The organism is Pseudomonas sp. RIT623, assembly GCF_004519305.1.
GTDB lineage: Bacteria > Pseudomonadota > Gammaproteobacteria > Pseudomonadales > Pseudomonadaceae > Aquipseudomonas.
Genome location: NZ_SOZA01000018.1, coordinates 33,003 through 53,461, shown reverse-complemented (window position 1 = coordinate 53,461; position 20,459 = coordinate 33,003). Strand labels below are relative to the sequence as shown.

Genomic DNA, 20,459 nt, shown 5'->3' with positions numbered 1-20,459 from the left:
ACAGGTCAGCCCATGCCCGCTACCGCCCTGCCCCAACCCGCCGGCCTGGGTATCGCGCTGCGCCGCTGGCGCTTGCTGCACCGGGTCAAGCAAGCGCACGCGGCCCAGCTGTTCGGCGTGGCGCAATCGACCATTTCCCGCTGGGAGAGCGGCCAGCAGCTGATGAGCCCGCAGGAGCAGGCACGGCTCGGGCAACTGCTCGGCGCCCGTCTGAGTGCCGCCGCCGACCGGGCGTTGGCCCGGTTGGTGGAGGGCAACCAGCGACCGGTGCACCTGGTCTGCGATCTCAGCCACCGCCTGCTGGCCTGCTCGCCCTCCCGCGCCGCCGAGTTCGCCCTGCCGCTGTCAGACTTGCTGGGGCACTCGCTCTGGCGCTTCAGCAGCGAGGCGATCATGCAGCGCGAGGCCAGCCTGCAGGCCCTCGGCTGGCGCGAACAGCTGGCGCCACCAGCGCTGGAGTTCGACACTGGCCACAACCGCTCGCGGGTGGTGCCGATCACGGCCGGGCGCTGCCGCTGGACCCGTCTGCTGCTGGCCGACGGCAGCGCCGCGCGCCTGGTCGAAACCCTGGCTTGAGCCTGCGCGCATAAATTATCCGTGGTCCACGGGCAGCCCCACGTCTAGGCTAACGGACTGTATCCACCCGGGGAGCTGAAATGGATCATCAATTGCTGGCCAACCGCCTGGTCTTTCTACGCGAGGCCGAACGTCTCAAGGACGTGCTACGCAGTGCCCACACCGCCACCGGCCGCACCGAGAGCACCGCCGAGCACAGCTGGCGGCTGTGCCTGATGGCCCTGGTGTTCGCCGACCAGATGCCTGGCCTCGACCTGTTGAAGGTCGTGCAACTGTGTGTCATCCACGACCTGGGCGAGGCGTTGCACGGCGATATCCCCGCCGTCGACCAACACCCCGGCCAGGACAAGGACCAGCAGGAATTCGCCGACCTGCGGCAACTGTGCGCGGTGCTCGACGAGCCGCTGCGCACCGACATCCTCGACCTGTGGCAGGAGTACAGTGCGGCACGCAGCGCCGAGGCCCGCGCAGTGAAGGCCCTGGACAAGCTGGAAACCCTGTTGCAGCACACCCAGGGAGCCAATCCGCCGGACTTCGACTACGCCTTCAACCTCGACTATGGCCGCCGCTATACTGACGCCTCGCCGCTGTTCCAAGCCCTTCGCGAGCAGATCGACAAAGACACGCGCGAGCGCATGACGGCGCCCCTGCCCCCCACTAATCAGTGAGCCTGTATATGCAATTCGCCCCCGCCATTCCGATTCTGCGCATCTTCTCGGTGGATAAGGCCCGGGAGTTCTACCTCGACTTCCTCGGCTTCACCCTCGACTGGGAGCATCGCTTCGCCGCCGACCTGCCGCTGTACATGCAGATTCACCGCGACGGGCTGGTCCTGCACCTGTCCGAACACCATGGCGATGCCACCCCAGGCTCGGCGGTGTTCGCCCGGGTCGCCGACCTCAAGGCCCTTGAGCGCGAACTGCTGGCCAAGCAGTATGGCTACGCCCGCCCCACGGCCGAGGAGGTGGACTGGGGCCTGGAGATGCAGGTGGCCGACCCGTTCGGCAACCGTCTGCGCTTCTGCCAGCAGATCGACGACTGATGGCTGGTAATCGCCGAACGCTGGCGCGCCTGGAGCGCGAGATGGTCGCCTGCCTGACCGAAGCCTGCGCCACTGCCCAGGCCGAGATCGTCGGCTTTGCCTGGCTCACCCATCAGGTCGACCTCGATGACTTCCCTGCCAGCCTGCGCATCACCTGGGTGTTCGCCGACGACACCGACAAGGCCCGCGCACTGGCCGGCACGGACAAGGCGCGGATGATCGCGCTGACTGCCCAGGCACTGAGCGATGCAGGCGTCGCGCTGGACCATGTAGCCTGGCACGTGGGCTTCGACAGCGAAGAAGCCTGCTGGCGCGATCATGGCGGCGACTGGAACCGGCGCTTGCGCTGAGGCGGATCCTCGAACGGCTCAAAATTACAGAAAAGTCCCACAACCAATTCGGAAGAACGGAGCTTCGTTCAACTGCAAAAACCTTTCACTGTCAGGCCCTGGGAAACACGCCCCAGCAACGAAAGGGAAGTCACAGTGCAATTCGAGAAAACCTATCAAGTCATCGCCAACCGCGGCATCGTGCTTGATGTTCATGAACTGACTATTCATCCAGCAGACCGCGCAAAGCTTGCAATGCTTGATTTCACGAGCGCTCGGCAGGCCAGCTATCGAGTGACAGAAACCTTGATACAGGTCTACGACCGTACGCAGGCGAAAGGCCCCTGCCAAGTTCGGGTATCGATCTCCATGGCGCTCACCAGAGAACAAGCCGATACACTGAATGACCAACGCGGGCACGTCAGTGCGCTAATCAGCACAGCTATTGGCGTACCTGTGGGCCTGGTCGCGCCAATAACCGGCGCCGTGCTGGGGGTGGCCATCGGCCCACTGGCAAGCAGCAGGTTACCGACTTACCACATGGGCGACAGGATGGTCCACGTAGAGGCGAGTGTCAGCGGAGGAATCGGACCGCAACGGTCAAGCCAATCGCTTATTATCCAGGCGCACCCATGAATGCCTTCATCGCCGCGGCGCTGCTCATACTTGCAGCAGCCGTGCTCTACCACAACCTTCGCGCTGCAAAGGTACGCAAATGGGCTGGGCTGTCTCTGCTTGGCGCAGGTGTGCTGATTTGGCGGTTCCTTCCTCAGGGCCTGTACCTGGGCGTGGATTGGGTCATGTGGGTGACATTTCTGCTCTGCACAGGCTCAGGGTTGTTCGTTCATCGTAATCGTCATCGCGACAGCGACTGACCCGAACGTACACGCCCGGCGGATTGTGTGACTGGCCGTTCCCGATCCGCGCCGGATGTATTATGGTGGCGGGGTGCGCATATAAAAGCAGCCCGCCGTGTTCGGGCAAGAGCAATGAGGGTGTCATGAGTAACGAAAGCATTAACTGGGACAAGCTGGGTTTCGACTACATCAAGACCGACAAACGTTACCTGTCCGTATGGCGTGACGGCGAGTGGGACAAGGGCACCCTGACCGAAGACAACGTGCTGCACATCAGTGAAGGCTCCACTGCCCTGCACTATGGCCAGCAGTGCTTCGAGGGCCTGAAGGCCTACCGTTGCAAGGACGGCTCGATCAACCTGTTCCGTCCTGACCAGAATGCCGCGCGCATGCAACGCAGCTGCGCTCGCCTGCTGATGCCGCAGGTGCCCACCGATGTATTCATCGAAGCCTGCAAGCAAGTGGTCAAGGCCAACGAGAAGTTCGTGCCGCCCCACGGCAAAGGCGCCCTGTACCTGCGCCCATTCGTGATCGGCACCGGTGACAACATCGGCGTGCGCACCGCGCCCGAGTTCATCTTCTCGATCTTCGCCATCCCGGTGGGTTCGTACTTCAAAGGCGGCATGAAGCCGCACAACTTCCAGATTTCCAGCTTCGACCGCGCCGCGCCACAAGGCACCGGCGCGGCCAAGGTCGGTGGCAACTATGCCGCCAGCCTGCAGCCAGGCGCCGAGGCGAAAAAAGCCAACTTCGCCGACGCCATCTACCTGGACCCGCTGACCCACAGCAAGATCGAGGAAGTCGGTTCGGCCAACTTCTTCGGCATCACTGCCAACAACGAGTTCGTCACCCCGAAATCGGCCTCGGTGCTGCCGGGCATCACCCGTCTGTCGCTGATGGAACTGGCGCAATCGCGCCTGGGCCTGACCGTGATCGAAGGCGATGTCGAGATCAACCAGCTCGACCGCTTCATCGAGGCCGGCGCCTGTGGCACCGCCGCGGTGATTACCCCAATCGGCGGTATCGAGTACAACGGCAAGCTGCACGTGTTCCACGACCTGGAGAAGGTCGGCCCGGTCACCCAGAAGCTCTACGCCGAGCTGACCGGCATCCAGAGCGGTGACGTAGAAGCGCCAGCGGGCTGGATCGTCAAGGTCGCCTGAGGCATGCGCCTGCAGTGAACAAAGGGGGCATGCCAGCGATGGCATGCCCCCTTTGCTTATGGCGCCTACCGTTCCATGCTCCCAGATGAATTTTTCTTAAATCGCCGCTTGTCTATTCTTTGGCACAATCAGGTCTCCACTCGCCGCCCAGGAACCAGCATGCCTCGCGTACTGACCATCGAAGACGACGCCGTCACCGCCCAGGAAATCGTCGCCGAACTGTCCAGCCACGGGCTGGAAGTCGACTGGGCCGACAACGGCCGCGAGGGCCTGGCCAAGGCCATCGCCGGCGGCTACGACCTGATCACCCTCGACCGCATGCTGCCCGAGGTCGACGGCCTGACCATCGTCACCACCCTGCGCAGCCTGAAGATCGCCACGCCGATCCTGATGATCAGCGCGTTGTCGGACGTCGACGAGCGCGTGCGCGGCCTGCGCGCCGGTGGTGACGACTACCTGACCAAACCGTTCGCCTCCGACGAGATGGCCGCCCGGGTCGAGGTGCTGCTGCGCCGCAACAGCGTGCCGATGACCCAGACCCGCCTACAGGTCGCCGACCTCGAGCTGGACCTGATCAGCCACGAAGCCCGCCGCGGCGAACAGGCGCTGAACCTGCTGCCCACCGAGTACAAGCTGCTCGAGTACCTGATGCGCCACTCCGGCCAGGTGATCACCCGGATGATGATCTTCGAAGAGGTCTGGGGCTACCACTTCGACCCTGGCACCAACCTGATCGACGTGCACATCGGCCGCCTGCGCAAGAAGATCGACTCGCCCGGCCAGAACCCGCTGATTCGTACCGTGCGGGGCTCCGGCTATGCCATTGCCGAACCCGTCTAAAGGCTGGAGTTCTTCCACCAGCCGCCTGCTGGCGCTGTACAGTTTCCTGTTCGTGGCCTGGAGCAGCATCCTCATGGGGGTGCTGTACTTCGAGGTCACCAGCTACCTGAACAAGCTCACCCGCCACTCCATGCTGCAACGCCAGCACCTGTTCGCCCACATGAGCGGCAAGCAGCTGGACGATGCACTGATCGCCAGCCAAGCCTTCGAAGAACGCAGCTTCGATGCCTACGGCCTGTTCGATCGCCAGCTCAACCCCATTGGCGGACGCATCCGCAACATCCCCGCGGAGTTAGGGCTCGATGGCAAGGTCCATGAACTCAAGCGTTGCCTGGACGCCGACGACCCGCACCTGCCCCGCGACAGCTGCGACGCGGTGGCGATCAAGGTGCAGGACGGCCGCTGGCTGGTGCTGGTGCGCGACAACGGCTCGTTGTTCGTGGTGACCCGGATCATCCTGCATGCCCTGCTCTGGGGGATCTCGCTGACCCTGATTCCCGGCTTTGCCGGCTGGTACCTGTTGCGCCGCCGGCCACTCAAGCGCATCCGCGCCATCCAGGACCAAGCCGACCTGATCGTTGCCGGCGACCTCACCCACCGCCTGCCGCTGTCGGCCCGACGTGACGAGCTGGACATGCTGGCGGCCATCGTCAACGCCATGCTCGACCGCATCGAGCGGCTGATGCACGAGGTCAAAGGGGTATGCGACAACATCGCCCACGACCTGCGCACGCCATTGACCCGGCTGCGCGCCCAGCTGTACCGCATTCGCCAGCAGAGCCCTGCCGGCTCCGCCGAAGGCGAGGCGCTGGATCAGGCAATCGGCGAGACCGACACACTGATGGCGCGTTTTCGTGGACTACTTCGCATCAGTGAACTTGAAGACCGGCAGCGGCGCGCCGGCTTTGTCCAGCTTGACCCGCAGGGGCTGCTGGTGGAGTTGCACGACTTCTACCTGCCGCTGGCCGAGGACGGAGGTATCTGTTTGCAACTGAATCAGCCCGCGCAGTTGCCGGCGCTGCATGGCGACCGCGAGTTGCTGTTCGAGGCGTTGGCCAACCTGGTGGGCAACGCGATCAAGTTCACCCCCGAGGGCGGACAGGTGCGTATCGTCGCCAGCGAGGACGATACCGGCGTGCATATTGCAGTCGAGGACAGTGGACCGGGGATTCCGGCGGATGAGCGCGAGGCGGTGTTGAAGCGCTTCTACCGCAGCGAGGAAGGCCATCGCCACGCGGGGTTCGGGCTGGGGCTATCGATCGTCGCGGCGATCGTCGACCTGCATGGGTTCGGCTTGGAGGTGGGGGCCAGCGAGCTGGGTGGGGCCAAGTTGGTGTTGCATTGCCCATTGGCTGGGGTAGCTCAATAAAGAGCGGGGCCGCTTTGCGGCCCTTTCGCGGCACAAGGCCGCTCCTACAGGGGGGCCACGCAGCTCTGTAGGAGCGGCCTTGTGCCACGAAAGGCCTGCATAGCAGCCCCAGTGGCGCCAATCAGTCAGCCAGGCGCCAGGTGGTGGTGCCCTTGCTGTCTTCCAGCACCACGCCCATGGCGGCCAACTGGTCGCGGATGCGGTCGGATTCGGCCCAGTTCTTGTCGCTGCGCGCCTGCAGACGCGCCTGGATCAACGCCTCCACTTCAGCGGCATCGACCTTGCCCTCGGCGCCGGCGCGCAGGAAGTCATCGGCTTCCAGTTGCAGCACGCCCAGCACATCCCCCAACTCGCGCAGACGACCTGCCAGGCCGGCAGCGGCCTCGGGGTCGCTGTCACGCAGGCGGTTGATCTCGCGCACCAGGTCGAACAGCACGGCGCAGGCTTCAGGCGTGCCGAAGTCGTCGTTCATCGCCACGGTGAAGCGCTCGACGAACGCCTCGCCACCCTGGGCAGCCACCCGCGGCAGGCCACGCAGCGCATGATAGAAGCGCTCGAGCGCGCCCTTGGCGTCGCGCAGGCTGTCTTCGGAGTAGTTGATCGCGCTGCGGTAGTGGCTGGCCACCAGCAGGTAACGCACCACTTCCGGGTGGTACTTGTCGAGCACATCGCGGATGGTGAAGAAGTTGTTCAACGACTTGGACATCTTCTCGCCATTGATGCGAATCATGCCGCAATGCATCCAGGCGTTGGCATATTGCTTGCCGGTAGCGGCCTCGCTCTGGGCGATCTCGTTCTCGTGGTGCGGGAACTCCAGGTCGCTGCCGCCACCGTGGATGTCAAAGCTCTCGCCCAGGCAGCAGGTGGACATCACCGAGCACTCGATGTGCCAGCCCGGACGGCCCGGCCCCCATGGCGAATCCCAGTACGGCTCACCCGGCTTGACGCCCTTCCACAGGACAAAATCGAGCGGGTCCTGCTTGGCCTCGTCGACCTCGATGCGCGCGCCGATGCGCAGGTCTTCGATCTTCTTGCGCGACAGTTTGCCGTAGCCGACAAACTTGCCGACGCGGTAGTACACGTCGCCATTGCCCGGGGCGTAGGCGTAACCCTTGTCGATCAGGGTCTGGATCATCGCGTGCATGCCGGGGATATGGTCGGTGGCACGGGGTTCCAGGTCGGGCTTGAGGATGCTCAGGCGGCGCTCGTCCTCGTGCATCGCGTCGATCATGCGCGCGGTCAGCGCGTCGAACGACTCGCCGTTCTCGTTGGCGCGGTTGATGATCTTGTCGTCGATGTCGGTGATGTTGCGCACATAGGTGAGTTCATAGCCACTCTTGCGCAGCCAGCGGGTGACCAGGTCGAAGGCCACCATGCTGCGGCCGTGGCCAAGGTGGCAGTAGTCATACACGGTCATGCCGCACACGTACATGCGCACCTTGTTGCCATCGAGCGGCTTGAAGGCTTCCTTGGTCTTGCTCAAGGTGTTGTAGATCGAAAGCACGGCGTTTCCTCAGCTGCCCCAGGAGTCACGCAGGGTGACGGTGCGGTTGAACACCGGGCGACCCGGCTGGCTGTCTTTCAGGTCGGCGCAGAAGTAGCCCTCGCGCTCGAACTGGAAACGGTCCTCGGCCTGGGCCTGGCCCAGCGAAGGCTCGGCGCGGCAGCCGCTGAGCACCTGCAGCGAGTCCGGGTTGATGTTGTCGAGGAAGCTGCCGCCATCCTCGGTCTTCTCCGGGTTGGCAGAGCGGAACAGGCGGTCGTACAGGCGCACTTCGCACTCGACGCTACCAGCGGCCGGCACCCAGTGGATCACGCCCTTGACCTTGCGGCCCTCGGGGTTCTTGCCCAGGGTGTCCGGGTCGTACGAGCAGCGCAGCTCGACGATGTTGCCATCGGCATCCTTGATCGCCTCATCGGCGCGGATCACGTAGCTGCCGCGCAGGCGCACTTCACCGGCCGGCTCCAGGCGTTTATAGCCTTTTGGCGGCTCTTCCATGAAGTCGTCGCGGTCGATGTACAGCTCACGGGCGAATGGCAGCACGCGCACACCCATGTCCTCTTTCGGGTGGCGCGGCAGTTCGAGCTGCTCGACCTGGCCCTCAGGGTAGTTGGTGATGACCACCTTCAGCGGACGCAGCACACACATGGCGCGCGGCGCGGTACGGTCGAGGTCGTCGCGAATGCTGAACTCGAGCATCGACATGTCGACCACGCCGTCGGAACGGTTGGTGCCGATCATCTCGCAGAAGTTGCGGATCGAGGCCGGGGTGTAGCCACGGCGACGGTAGCCCGACAGGGTCGACATGCGCGGGTCGTCCCAGGCCTCGACGTGGCCTTCGTCCACCAGTTGCTTGAGCTTGCGCTTGGAGGTGATGGTGTAGTTCAGGTTCAGGCGGCTGAACTCGTACTGGCGCGGATGCGCCGGCACCGGCAGTTTGTCGAGGAACCACTCGTACAGCGGACGGTGGCTTTCGAACTCGAGCGTGCAGATCGAGTGGGTGATGCCCTCGATGGCGTCCGACTGACCGTGGGTGAAGTCATAGTTGGGGTAGATGCACCACTTGTCACCGGTCTGGTGGTGGTGGGCATGGCGGATGCGGTACAGGATCGGGTCACGCAGGTTCATGTTCGGCGAGGCCATGTCGATCTTGGCCCGCAACACCCGCTCGCCATCCTTGAACTCACCGGCCTTCATGCGCGCGAACAGATCGAGGTTTTCCTCGACGCCGCGCTCGCGGAACGGGCTGTTCTTGCCCGGCTCGGTCAGGCTGCCGCGGTATTCCTTGGCTTGCTCGGGGGTCAGGTCACAGACATAGGCATTGCCCGACTTGATCAGGTCCACCGCCCAGTCGTGCAACTGCTCGAAGTAGTCCGAGGCGTAGCGCACCGGGCCTGCCCACTCGAAGCCCAGCCACTTGACGTCACGCTGGATGGAGTCGATGTACTCCTGGTCTTCCTTGGCCGGGTTGGTGTCGTCGAAACGCAGGTGGCAGGCACCGCCGAATTCCTTGGCCAGGCCGAAGTTGACGCAGATCGACTTGGCGTGACCAATGTGCAGGTAACCGTTGGGCTCCGGCGGGAAACGGGTGACGATGCTCTGGTGCTTACCCGCGTCCAGGTCGGCCTGGACGATCGGCCGCAGGAAGTTCACAGGGACGGCGGGGGCGCCTTTGGCAGCGGCGGTTGGCGCGTTGTCGGCAGTGGGCTTGCTCATAGTGTCCTTGAATGCAGGTAGCCGGCCGGGTAGGCCGATTGAATCAAAGCGCCTATCATAGCCGAAGCAGTCAAGCTGCTGACAGCCGGAGCACTGACAAAGTGGCGCGTTTTGTCGCCGCAACGGTCTACAATCCGGCAGAATCACCACCCAGTGGCGTGTGTCGCGGTCGCCTGATGCTGCGTCAGGTTAACCGAGCGCAGCGCGCACCCTAATTTCCCGTATGCCTTGAAAGAGCGAATTTCAGCATGTCCAAAGTCAAACTGAGCACCAACCACGGCGATATCGTCCTGCAACTGGATGCCGAAAAAGCCCCGCTGACCACCGAGAACTTCGTGCAGTACGTCAAGGAAGGCCACTACGACGGCACCGTGTTCCATCGCGTGATCAAGGGCTTCATGATCCAGGGCGGCGGTTTCGAGGCTGGCATGAGCCAGAAGAAGACCCGCGCCAGCATCCAGAACGAAGCCGACAACGGCCTGAAGAACACCAAGTACAGCATCGCCATGGCCCGTACCATGGAGCCGCACTCGGCCTCGGCGCAGTTCTTCATCAACGCCTCCGACAACGACTTCCTCAACCACAGCGGCAAGAACGTGCAGGGTTGGGGCTACGCGGTGTTCGGTGAAGTGATCGAAGGCAAGGAAGTGGTCGACGCCATCGAGAAAGTCGCCACCGGTTCCAAGGCCGGTCACCAGGACGTACCGAAAGACGACGTGGTCATCGAGAAAGCCGAGATCATTGAGTGATCCTGCTGATCTCCGATCTGCACCTGCAAGAAGAACGCCCGGATATTACCCGGGCGTTTGTTGATCTGCTCGAAGGCCGCGCGCGGCATGCCAAGGCGTTGTACATCCTCGGCGACTTCTTCGAGGCCTGGATCGGCGACGATGCCATGACCCCGTTCCAGCAGTCGATCTGCCACGCCCTGCGCCGGCTGGCCGACAGCGGGACGGCGATCTACCTGATGCATGGCAACCGCGACTTTCTCATCGGCCAGGCGTTCTGCGAAGCGGCCGGCTGCACCCTGCTGGACGACCCTTGCGTGGTCGAGCTGGGCGGCGAGCCGGTGCTGCTGATGCATGGCGACACCCTGTGCACCCGCGATGTCGGCTACATGAAGCTGCGTCGCTACCTGCGCAACCCGCTTAGCCTTTGGATCTTGCGGCACCTGCCGCTGTCCACGCGGCACAAGCTGGCGCGCAAGCTGCGCAGCGAGAGCCAATCTCAGACGCGGATGAAGAACACCGAAATCGTCGATGTCACCCCGGAGGAAGTGCCGAAGGTGATGGCGGCGCACGGTGTGCGCACCCTGGTGCACGGCCATACCCACCGCCCGGCGCTGCACAAGCTGGTGGTCGATGGCCAGCCGGCGCGGCGTATCGTGCTGGGTGACTGGGATCGCCGCGGCTGGGCGTTGCAGGTGGACGAACAGGGCTTCCAGCTGGCCCCGTTCGAATTCGCCTGAGCACCAGGCCCTTGTAGGAGCGGCCTTGTGTCGCGAATGGGCCGCAAAGCGGCCCCGGCGATTACTGCATAAACGCTGAAGCCCGGGGCCGCTGCGCGCCCCTTTCGCGACACCAGGCCGCACCTACAAAAAGCCGCCCCTTACTGGGTGGTGACCACCTGCCCCTTGTCCCGCTCGCTGATCACATACTGGCGATACTGCGGGTCGGCCTTGATCTGCGCCTCGGTGAATGGAATCGGCGCCAGTTGCTTGGCCGAGAAGGCCCGCGTCTGGTCGGCGGCATGCGCCGAAGCCTGCTCGCTCGACAGCGAGAACGCCAGCAAACCCTGGGCCTGCGGCCCATGCTCGGTGAAGCTGACCACCTGCAGATAGCTCGAACCACTGACCACCAGGCGCTTGCCCGGCCCCACCGGCACGCTGACCATCGCGTTGTACACGCCCAGCGCCTGCGGACCACCCGGCACCGGCGTACCATCGGCGGCCTGCTGGATCTGCCCCCAGCGCTGGTCGGCGGCGATACCGGCCTTGGCGAGCTGCGCCTGGGAAGCCAGGGCGGCCTCGCGCAGCAGCTTGCCGACCGCCGCCTGTTCTACCGCCAGGCCACGCGGGGTATGCAGCGGATCGGCCGGATCGAACGGCACCCGCCAGGTGTCGGGATGCTCCGACAACGCAGTGAGGATGTTCATGAAGTGGAGCAGGCCAACGCCGCTGTCCAGATCGGCCTTGCCATCCCAGGCCTGCAGGCTGTCGCACACCGCCTTGAGGTCGGCCTCGACACCCTGGCACCACTGCAGCAGGTCAGGTTTCAGCAGGCTGGCCTGGTAGACCTCGTCATCAAACACCATGCGCCGCAACTCTTCGACACCCAGCTTGCCCTTGCCTTGCAGACGCTGCAGGGCGAAACGGCTGCGCATGCCCAGGGGCTGGTCGGCGCGACTGACAAGCGGCGAGAAACCGGTGAGCGGCTGCGCCGGGTTGGCCATCCACGCCGAGTCGTTGGCATGCTGCACGAAGTCGCGACGCGCCAGGCTCGGCTGCAGGTGCGCGGGGAATATCCCCGGCTGGGCCGCCTGCGCATCGACCTTCCACTGGCAGGCGCTGCGAGAGCCGTCGAGCACCACCAGCGGGCTCGCAGCCTTGGGATTGCCGCATTGCTCGAACAGCGCCTGGTCGACATAGGGCACCACCGACTGGTTCAGGTACAGCGCCTGGCCAGCCTCGTCCACCGCGAGGGTGTTGACCCACGGGATGCCTTGCAGTCGTGCCACCGAGTCCTTCAATGCCGCCAGGCTGTCGGCACGGTTGATCCGGTACCACTGCTGCAATACCCGGGTGTTGTCCAGGTTGGCATCGCGCAGGCTGTAGGCCGCGTGGGTGTCCCAGTCCAGACGGCCCGGCCACTGCACCACGGGGCCGAACTTCGACACATAGACCGGACGCTCCACCTGGCTCAGGCTGCCGTCCTTGGCCTTGACCGTGACACTCAGCATCTGGCGCTCCAGCGGCAACGACTGGCCGTCCAGCAGGTAGCGGGTGGCGTCCTTCGGGTCCAGTTGCAGGCGATACAGGGTGAAGTGCTTCGAGGTGTCGACGGTGTGAGTCCAGGCCAGGTGACGGTTGAAGCCGATATTCACCACCGGCAGGCCCGGTAGGGCCGCGCCCATCACGTCCAGCTGGCCGGGGATGGTCAGTTGCATCTGGTAGAAACGCAGGCCGCCGACCCAGGGGAAATGTGGATTGGCCAGCAGCAGGCCGCGGCCATTGGCCGAACGTTCCGCGCCCACGGCAACCGCATTGCTGCCGCGTTCCGCGGCAAAGCTTGCCTGGCGGGCCAGAGCCACGCTGTAGTCGACCGGCGGCCGCTGCGCGGCCAGCTTCGGCGGGGTCGCGGCCACCAGAGCTTCAGCGAACTGCCCTACCCCGCCCTCGGCCAACAGCCGCCGGGTCAACTTGACCAGGTCGCGACTGGTGATCGGACGCAGCCAGTCCCCCGCCCCGCATTCAGCCGGCAGCCCCTGGCTGCGACGCTCGGCCAGGGCACGGTTGTAGCCGCTGGCGTAACCCTCCAGCAGCTCACGCACCGCCACCGGTTGCGCCTTTAGAAAACCATCAACGGCCGCGGGGGCGTTGAGCCAGGTGAAGAACACATCGCTGGCCAGGTTTTCGCGCTGCTCGACGGTCTTGCCTTCGCCACCGAAGTAGCGCGAGCGCTCGCCATTGACCGTCAGCACCTCGCCCGCCAGCAGGCACAGGTTGTCCTGGGCATAGGCATAACCGATGCCATAGCCCAGGCCGCGTTCATCCTTGGCCAGGATGTGCGGCACGCCGAAGCTGGTCCGGCGAATTTGCGCGGAGGCATCACCCACCGCTTCGCGGGCTTGGGCGACCAGGCAGGCCCCCGTCAGCGCGACGGCAAGGCCAAGGTGGAACAGGGGACGGGCAGTCACGGGCATTCCTCATGCAACTCGGGTTATCCCGAACAGACGAGCAGCCACATGAAAATTTTACGGTTAACGGCGTGCCGTAACGTTTTCTACAGAGGTTGTCGGATTTTTTTACCGAGGAGTTGCAGTTTTGTCGATCTCGTTCGTCTTTATAAGTGAGGCACCCATGATTTCGGGACAGTTCACGAAAAGGAGCATTCACATGTACAACCCACAACGCGCGCTGCCGGTCGCCCCCAGCCCGGGCCAGCCACCGGCCGCACCGGAAGAGCGCCTGGGCAACGAGCAGATTCGCGAACTGCTGCGCAGCTATGGCCTACGCACCAGCCTGATTCGCCTCAAGGTCATCGACGCCTTGCACGCCGCCGACCGCAATGGCCGCAGCATTGGTGTGCGTGGGGTCCACGCGCAACTCGAGCAACTGGACATTCCGCTGTCGTTCCTGAGCGTGCGCGAAGTGCTCAAGCGCTTATGCAGCGAAGGCGTGATCAGCATTGGCCACGACAAATGCTACAGCCTCAACCCGCAGGCCCGCGCCGTGCTCGAACAGCACAGCGCACGCTGAGCGCATGGCCGGCAGACAAAAGCCGGCCCGCCCCGTCAAGGTTTTACCTTGCGCCGCAGGATCCCGTTGATCACCACCACGACCACCGCGATGGCGATGGCGATGTACTGGAAGGTCTGCTCGCTGATGGTGCCCTGCTTTTGCAGATAACTTAGGCCGAGCATGATGCCCAGCACCACCAGGATGATCAGGATCGAATATTTCAGGCGCTGCACGTGTGTCATCGGAGGTTCCTTGCGACATCAGGGACATGGGGCTCCCGGGGAGCCGACGCCATGATACCTCGCTGCTTTTTCCTATGTTGAGTTTCCTACCTTTCCCTCGAGATCTCACACCCAGCAGCCTTGGGAGGCTTTCCCCTGCAACCGCGCCGGGTAATGCACCCAAAATGCCATCATGGAAGCCATTCTCCCCGAGGTTTGGGGCGTACAGCGTATGGGTGAAGGCATTTCCTACGCAAAGCTGTATTGCTGCCTTCAATTGATGAGCCGTAAAGGCTACAGGTCCTGGTCCGCTTCGCGCCTAGCGACACTTTCCTGAGCTGATCAAGAATCCATTCACGGCGCATGCCTCGAGCGGCAAGTGCCCTGAAAAATCCATACAGCAAAAGGAAGCTTCACGTGGAAATGCCAGATCTGAACAACATAGAAACCAACCAACTCCCACAATCGTTGCAAGCACTGATCGAATGCATCGGTTTGCAAAACGCCTATCGTCTGACCAGCGCCTTCGGCGGGCGCCCTAAGTACATCCCCAAGCATCGCGATCGCACCAAGCTGGCGGACGTCCTGCCACCCCAGGCGCTCGACGCGCTGATCGAGCGCTTTGCCGGCCTGGCCCTGGAAATTCCCAAGGCCGACCACTTCCAGCGGCAATTGCGCAACCAGCAGATCCAGAAAGAAAGCGCCGATGGCCTGTCCCGCAGCCTGCTGGCCGACAAATACGGGCTGAGTCTGCGTCAGATCGGCAACATCCGTCGCCAGGACTGTCACACCCGTTGAACATTCCCGCACACCACGTACCCGGCGTCCGACACCACGCCAGGTCAGAACCGTCAGTGTTTAATGGGGTCAACAGCAGCCGCAGCCGACCAGGGATGGCCGGCGCGGGTCAGGGACAGCGCTTAGAAATCGCGCTTGTAGAAGATATCCAGCGAACTGGCCAAGCCGCTGGCGGCCTCGAGATAGACCTTTTTACTCAGTTTGTAGCGCAGCGCGATGGTATTGGCCGGCTCGAACACGCCAACCCCATAGCGCAGGCTCAGGCGCTCGGTCAGGTTACCGCTGGCCACCACGCTGGTACTGTTACCCGAGCCTTGGGTATCGAGCTGAAAGTCCTCGATACCCAGGTTCGACGCCAGGCCGCCGGTCAGGCCAGCACTGCCCATCAAGCCCAGGCCCAGGGCGGCCTCGGCAAGCATGTTACTGTCCTCGCCAGAGCTGCCCAATGGCCTGCCCAGAACCAGGTAGGACAAGGCTTGCTCCTGGCTCATCGCCGGCTCCGAGAACACCTTGGTAGTGGGCTGCTCGGCGCTGCCGCTGAGGCGGATACCTGCAATCACATCATCGACTTGGCGAATGGCCTCGATATCCAGGTATGGCTGGTCGATGGGCCCGGCGAACAACAGGCGTGCACGGCGAATGGTCAGGCGCTGCCCGTAGGCGCGGTAACGACCGTCGGCCAGGCTGAGCTCGCCACGGGTGTCGAGGTTGTCGCCGATGTGCACGTGGCCGAGCAAGTTGGCGCTCAGGCCAAAGCCACTGAACGACAATTTTTCACTGCCGACATCGACGTCGATATCCATGGCCACGGCCATTGGCGGCTTACCGGCTTCATTCTGGTGGCCGACGATCACCGTGTCGTCGGAAACCTTCACAGTTGAAGGTGGCAGCTCCCGCACGGTGATCTTGCCCTTGGGCACGTGAACCTTACCGGTGACCGCCAGCCGATCGTCGACCAGGCGGATCACCAGGTCGGGAGCCACTTCCAGGGCGGCGTAGGGTTCCACGTTGACGGGCAGCTGCTGGCCCTGCAGACGCAGGTCCATGGCCAATGCCTGGCCCCAGGTCATCTGCCCGGCCAACTGCCCTCGCCCACCCTCACCACTACGCCAATCGCCCTTGAGCTGCACCTGTTCGCCAGCGATGAGCGCTTGCAACGACAACGCCTCGAGGCTGATCGGCAGCTCGGCGCCACTGACCTCTCCACCGCTCAAGGCCAGGCTGCCATTGACTTGCGGCGCTAGCAGGCTGCCGGACAGACGGCCACTGCCATTGAGCTGACCGGCCAGGCGCTCGACCATCGGCAGGAAGGGCCTGGCAATCGACAGGTCGAGCCCGGCCAGGCGAAAGTCGCCAGACAGCGGCTTGTTGCGACCCAGCGGGTCGAGCCGTGTGTTCAGGCTTAGCTCACCAAGCCGCTCGCCCTGGAAATCCAGACGCGTGTCGACCCGCCGGGGCGCCAGGTTGCTGTCCAGGCGCAGCATCTGATACGGGAAATCGACCCAACGCCCTTTGTCACGCACCCGCAAGGTCCCCTTGCTGGCATCGATGCGCACTGTGCCCTTGGGGCCGCTGGCCGGGATATCGAGGTTGATATCGGCGTTGAGCAGGCCCTGCCAGGCGAAGTCCTTGGGCAGCCATTGCGCCAGGCTGTCCAGCGGAAACTGCTTGAGGTGATAACGCAGGCGCGGCTCAGGGGCCAGGCGCTGGTCCTCGCCACACAAGCTGGCCTGGCCGGAACGCCAGCAGTGGGCAGCAAAATCCAGCTGCCCGCTGGCCAGGCGCTGCAGCTTCGTCGGCGCCTGCAGTTGCCATTCCTGGCCCCCGGCCTGGATACGTCCACTGGCCAGGCGGCCACGCCAGTCACCTTTGCTCAATGCGCCATCCAGGGCCAGGTCAAGCTTGAGCTGGGGCCCCACGAGGGCGAGCGTGGCGGCCTGCTCGCGGATATCGCCCTTGCCTTGCACCTGGAGATCGCCCAAGGCAGTCTCACCCAGGCGTATACCGCCAACCTTGAGCGCTAGCTGCGCGCGCTGGGCGCTGTCCAGGCGTGCATCCAGATCAAGGCTCTGCAGACGGTTGTCGGCCTGCCCGAGTTGCTGGCCTTGCAAAGTGAACGTACCCTGCGGGGCTGCCAAGGTGCCTGCTAAATCCAGGCGGCCCTTGGCCTGCCCTTGCAACTGTGGCCACAGCTGGCCGAGCCGCGGCAGCTCCAGGTCGACGCGCCCGGCCAGGCGCTGCTGCAGGCTGCCACTGCCATGGATGCGGTTTTCCCCCAGTTGTACTGCCAGGCTGCCCAAGGTCCAGTGATCGCCCGCGCCCTCGGCGTCGACCTTGAGCAAGGCTGGCTGGCCGCGCAAGCGGCCCTTGAGGTCGAGTCGCGCCTCGAGCCTGAGTTGTTCGTTCTTCCATTCCCCCTGACTGCGCAAGGGGCCGGCCAGGCTGCCCGGCAGCTCGGACAACCAGTAGGCCGGGTCCAGGGCCGACAGTTGCAGATCGACATCCCACGCCAGGCTATCGGCAAAACGCAGGGCAATGCTGCCTGCCGCCTTGCCCTGCCCCGCGCTCAACGCCAGTTGCGGCAAGCGCACCTGAGCGAGGTCGCCTTCGAACGGGCTGGCCAGGCTGAAGGCACCTGCCGGCCCATCGAGGTCGCCCTTGAAGGCGCCCTGGTAGTTGCCGTCGCGGTATTGCACCTGAGCGTCAAGGCGCTTGAGGCTGACCTGGGGCGCGGGCTCCAGCGGATACAGACGCAGCCATGGGAAGTCCAGCCAATCCAGTCTCGCCTCGGCACTCAGGCCCTGCTGCCAGTCGGCACTGGCCTGCAACTTCAGGTGCTGGCTGTCGCTGGCCTTGAGGTCCAGGGCATCGAGTCGAGCCCCCTTGGCATCGACCTTGCCCGCGAGCATCAGCCCCACGGGGCCCTGCTCCGCCGGCAAGGTGGCGCTGCCGGACAGCAGGTAGCCCTTGAGCAAATTCCCCTGGGCGTCGAGCTTCAATTGCTCCAGTTGCAAGGTGTCGGGCAGGCTGCCAGCAGGCTTGAACCCATCGCTACGAATGCTCAAGCGCGCCGGCAGGTGCTCGGCTAGTGCTTGTAGCTCACCGGTCAGGCGTGCATCCAGGTAACCCGTGCTATCGGCCTGCAAGGTGAGCGTCTTGTGCAACTCGCCCCTGGCGTTCAACGCTAGTTGCCAGGGCTTGCCATCAACCGCCGGCAGTTGCAGCGTGCCTTGCAGTTGCAGTGGCCAGTCGCCCTGCGGTTGCACATCGCCAGCAATGTCCAAGCGCAGGTCGTCGCGACGTAAACGCAGGCTGTCGACCCGCAAACCGCTGGAGGTCCAGTACGCCGCCAGTTGCAGGTCGCCGAGCAAATCGCTGCCGTCCAGACGCAATTGGCCCACCTTGACCTCACCCAACTCGATCGCCAACGGCAGGCGCAGGGTTGGCAACTGCAATGGGCCGCTATCGGCCTGTTGCTCGCCCGGGGCAAATGCCATGTCGATACGCTCGGCTTGCAGGCGCTCGATACACAGGGTGGCACGCAGCAGGCAAGCCGGTGACCAGCTCATTTGCGCGGCTTGCAGCTCGACTCGGTTGTCACCCTCGACCCAGCGCAGTTGGCTGGCCTGCCATTGGCCGCCCAGGCGACCACTGAAAGCACTGACCTCGAGCCCCGGCACTCGCCCCAGCAGCCAGCGGCTGCCGGCGTCGGTACCGAGCACCAGGCCCAGGGCAAGTCCGATCAGCAGCAACAGGCCCAGCAGCACCAGCAGGCAGGTTTTGAATACACGCATCACAGCTCAGGCCCCATGGAAAAGTGCAGGCGCAGACCGCCATCGTCATCCAGCGCGCGCGCCAGGTCCAGGCGCAACGGCCCAACCGGCGACACCCAGCGCACGCCGAAACCGACGCCGGTCTTGAGGCTAGGCAGCTCCAGCGAGTTGAAGGAGTTGCCCTGGTCGATGAAGGTTGCCAGGCGCCATTTTTGCGCAATCGAATACTGGTACTCGGCGCTGCCCGCGACCAGGTAGCGACCACCAATGCGGTCGCCCTTGTTGTTCTTCGGCGACAGCGACTGGTAGTCATAGCCCCGTACGCTCTGGTCGCCACCGGCGAAGAAACGCAGCGAGGGTGGAATGTTCTGCTGATAACCATTGGTCGCGCTGCCGCCGAACTGCACCCGGCCGAGGAAGCGGTGGTTCTGGCCAAGGGTGGTCAGCCCCTTGAGCAGCACGTTGCCATGCACCAGGTTGGTGTCCGAGCCCAACCCTTCCTTGGCCGCCTGCAGGTCGAACTGCAGGCGATAACCGTTATGCGGGTCGATGCGGTTGTCGCTGCGCAGGTAGGAAAAGCTGACACCCGGCATGAGCAGGTTGCTCAGGCCCGAGTCGTCGCCCAGGCGGTATTCTTCACGCTGGTACTTCAGCGAAACCACCCGCTGCCAGCCGCTGGGCAGCTTGCTGTGCCATTCCGGCCCCACCGTCAGCAGCTTGCTGAGAGTGTCGGTGCCGGAGATATCCTCGTTCTGGTAGCCACCGGCGAAGCGCAGCTTGTCGGTGAGTGGCGGGTCCAGCGGAATGTCGTACCACAGGCCGACGTTCTGCCGCGGCGCCGAGAGCTCGGTCTCCCAACCATAACTATGGCCTTGCGGATTGACCCAATGCCGGGTCCAGTTGGCCTTGCCGCGCGGACCAACGTCGGTCGAGAAGCCCAGACCCAGGCCCATGGTCCGCGGCTTGCGGGTATCGAGGCGCACCTCCACGGGGATCTCCTCGCCCACCGCGGCGGTGGGCGCGGCGTCCACCCGCACGCCCTCGAAGTAGCCGCTCGATTGCAGATCGTTGTTGAGTTCGGCGATCAGCTCGGAATCGTAGGGGGTGCCGGGCTTGAACGAGACCATGCGTTGCAACAGGTCGTTGTCCAGTGGCGTATCGCCGCCAAAGTTCACCGCGCCCAGGCGATAGCGCGGGCCGCTCTGGTAGATGAGTTCGATGTCGGCCACCCCGGCCTGGGGATCGACCGCCAGGCGCTGGCGCTCGAAACGGCCATTGAAGAAACCATAGCGCGAGGCCTGGTTCTGGATCAGGCGCTTGGCATCCTCGTAGGTGCCATGGTTGAGTTGCTCGCCCGGTCGCAGGGCCTTGCTGTCGGGGACGCGAAAGGCCTTGAGTTCGCTGGCCGGCCCCTCGATGCGCACGGTGACGTTGCGCAGGTGCACAGGTTCCCCCGGCTCGACCCGCAGAATCAATTGCGCGGGTTTGTCCTTGTCGCCAGGCGCCTTGACCTCGCTGTCGACGTGCGCCAAGTAGTAGCCCAGAGCCTGGGCCGCCTTGCGCGCCTGCTCCTCGGCGCCTCGACTGAAACGCAGCAGCGCTTCTTCGTCGCGGTCACCCAGGCTGCCGATATAACCTTCGATATTGGACTTGAGCATCTTGTTGGCGGGTTTGACCCGCACCAGCAATTCGCTCTGCGCCCATGCCATGGAGCTGGCGGCCAACAAAAGCAGGCCCCAGCCAAGTCTTCCTGAATACGTCATGGGGCGCATGCTACCAGAGCGCAACGGTCAAAGGGCCCGCCGGTAAATACCT

The 20,459-nt window shown here is 64.1% G+C and carries 19 protein-coding genes; 13 read left to right on the top strand and 6 right to left on the bottom strand.

The window, feature by feature from the left end; genetic code table 11:
* The first annotated feature begins 12 nt into the window (after positions 1-12).
* From E3U47_RS14035 to E3U47_RS13995, 9 genes are all read left to right on the top strand, one after another.
* Complete coding sequence (locus tag E3U47_RS14035) at positions 13-576, top strand: helix-turn-helix transcriptional regulator (RefSeq protein WP_134692035.1); 564 nt, start codon at positions 13-15, stop codon at positions 574-576.
* 80 nt (positions 577-656) lie between these two features.
* Entirely contained in the window at positions 657-1,244 is a 588-nt protein-coding gene (locus E3U47_RS14030) for an HD domain-containing protein (RefSeq protein WP_134692034.1), read from the top strand.
* Between the two features lie 8 nt (positions 1,245-1,252).
* Positions 1,253-1,618 (top strand): glyoxalase superfamily protein, encoded by a 366-nt coding sequence (locus tag E3U47_RS14025; protein WP_134692033.1) that lies wholly within the window; start codon positions 1,253-1,255, stop codon positions 1,616-1,618.
* Positions 1,618-1,968, top strand: a complete 351-nt coding sequence (locus E3U47_RS14020) for a hypothetical protein (RefSeq protein WP_372239508.1) — start codon at positions 1,618-1,620, stop codon at positions 1,966-1,968. The genes E3U47_RS14025 and E3U47_RS14020 overlap by 1 nt, the downstream gene beginning before the upstream one ends.
* Positions 1,969-2,103: 135 nt before the next feature.
* Positions 2,104-2,583: a hypothetical protein gene (locus tag E3U47_RS14015; protein ID WP_134692031.1), complete on the top strand. Its 480-nt coding sequence runs from the start codon at positions 2,104-2,106 to the stop codon at positions 2,581-2,583.
* Positions 2,580-2,822 carry a hypothetical protein gene (locus E3U47_RS14010; RefSeq protein WP_134692030.1) on the top strand — a complete coding sequence of 81 codons (243 nt, stop codon included), beginning with the start codon at positions 2,580-2,582 and terminating at the stop codon, positions 2,820-2,822. Before E3U47_RS14015 ends, E3U47_RS14010 begins: the two co-directional genes overlap by 4 nt.
* A gap of 125 nt (positions 2,823-2,947) precedes the next feature.
* A complete protein-coding gene (locus E3U47_RS14005; RefSeq protein ID WP_134692029.1) occupies positions 2,948-3,967 on the top strand; it encodes a branched-chain amino acid aminotransferase in 1,020 nt (339 codons plus the stop codon).
* Between the two features lie 159 nt (positions 3,968-4,126).
* Positions 4,127-4,807, top strand: a complete 681-nt coding sequence (locus E3U47_RS14000; RefSeq protein WP_134692028.1) for a response regulator transcription factor — start codon at positions 4,127-4,129, stop codon at positions 4,805-4,807.
* The gene (locus E3U47_RS13995; RefSeq protein WP_134692027.1) at positions 4,785-6,176 is read left to right on the top strand and encodes a HAMP domain-containing sensor histidine kinase; all 1,392 of its coding nucleotides are present in this window, start codon (positions 4,785-4,787) and stop codon (positions 6,174-6,176) included. The genes E3U47_RS14000 and E3U47_RS13995 overlap by 23 nt, the downstream gene beginning before the upstream one ends.
* Before the next feature lie 121 nt (positions 6,177-6,297).
* Here E3U47_RS13995 and cysS read toward each other — a convergent pair whose 3' ends face one another.
* Both cysS and E3U47_RS13985 read right to left on the bottom strand, forming a co-directional pair.
* On the bottom strand, positions 6,298-7,680 hold the full coding sequence (gene cysS / locus E3U47_RS13990) for a cysteine--tRNA ligase (protein WP_134692026.1): 1,383 nt from the start codon (positions 7,678-7,680) through the stop codon (positions 6,298-6,300).
* A 9-nt stretch (positions 7,681-7,689) separates the two neighbouring features.
* Positions 7,690-9,393 (bottom strand): glutamine--tRNA ligase/YqeY domain fusion protein, encoded by a 1,704-nt coding sequence (locus tag E3U47_RS13985; RefSeq protein WP_134692025.1) that lies wholly within the window; start codon positions 9,391-9,393, stop codon positions 7,690-7,692.
* Positions 9,394-9,641: 248 nt separating this feature from the next.
* On the opposite strand from E3U47_RS13985, the gene E3U47_RS13980 reads away from it, so the two are divergent.
* Positions 9,642-10,142, top strand: a complete 501-nt coding sequence (locus E3U47_RS13980) for a peptidylprolyl isomerase (RefSeq protein ID WP_134692024.1) — start codon at positions 9,642-9,644, stop codon at positions 10,140-10,142.
* The gene (locus tag E3U47_RS13975; protein WP_134692023.1) at positions 10,139-10,861 is read left to right on the top strand and encodes a UDP-2,3-diacylglucosamine diphosphatase; all 723 of its coding nucleotides are present in this window, start codon (positions 10,139-10,141) and stop codon (positions 10,859-10,861) included. The genes E3U47_RS13980 and E3U47_RS13975 overlap by 4 nt, the downstream gene beginning before the upstream one ends.
* A 140-nt stretch (positions 10,862-11,001) precedes the next feature.
* Here the strand turns inward: E3U47_RS13975 and E3U47_RS13970 are convergent, their stop codons facing one another.
* Complete coding sequence (locus tag E3U47_RS13970; RefSeq protein WP_372239507.1) at positions 11,002-13,308, bottom strand: acylase; 2,307 nt, start codon at positions 13,306-13,308, stop codon at positions 11,002-11,004.
* 199 nt (positions 13,309-13,507) lie between these two features.
* Here E3U47_RS13970 and E3U47_RS13965 point away from each other — a divergent pair, with 199 nt between their 5' ends.
* Positions 13,508-13,870, top strand: coding sequence for a fe2+ zn2+ uptake regulation protein (locus E3U47_RS13965; protein ID WP_134692021.1), 363 nt, complete (start codon positions 13,508-13,510; stop codon positions 13,868-13,870).
* 35 nt (positions 13,871-13,905) lie between these two features.
* Here the strand turns inward: E3U47_RS13965 and E3U47_RS13960 are convergent, their stop codons facing one another.
* Entirely contained in the window at positions 13,906-14,094 is a 189-nt protein-coding gene (locus E3U47_RS13960) for a hypothetical protein (RefSeq protein WP_011533313.1), read from the bottom strand.
* Between the two features lie 396 nt (positions 14,095-14,490).
* Here E3U47_RS13960 and E3U47_RS13955 point away from each other — a divergent pair, with 396 nt between their 5' ends.
* Positions 14,491-14,871 (top strand): Mor transcription activator family protein, encoded by a 381-nt coding sequence (locus E3U47_RS13955; RefSeq protein WP_134692020.1) that lies wholly within the window; start codon positions 14,491-14,493, stop codon positions 14,869-14,871.
* Between the two features lie 122 nt (positions 14,872-14,993).
* Here the strand turns inward: E3U47_RS13955 and E3U47_RS13950 are convergent, their stop codons facing one another.
* Together E3U47_RS13950 and E3U47_RS13945 are read right to left on the bottom strand one after the other, a co-directional pair.
* Positions 14,994-18,668 (bottom strand): translocation/assembly module TamB domain-containing protein, encoded by a 3,675-nt coding sequence (locus E3U47_RS13950; protein ID WP_372239506.1) that lies wholly within the window; start codon positions 18,666-18,668, stop codon positions 14,994-14,996.
* Positions 18,665-20,407 carry an autotransporter assembly complex family protein gene (locus E3U47_RS13945; protein WP_134692018.1) on the bottom strand — a complete coding sequence of 581 codons (1,743 nt, stop codon included), beginning with the start codon at positions 20,405-20,407 and terminating at the stop codon, positions 18,665-18,667. Before E3U47_RS13945 ends, E3U47_RS13950 begins: the two co-directional genes overlap by 4 nt.
* Positions 20,408-20,459: the final 52 nt, after the last annotated feature.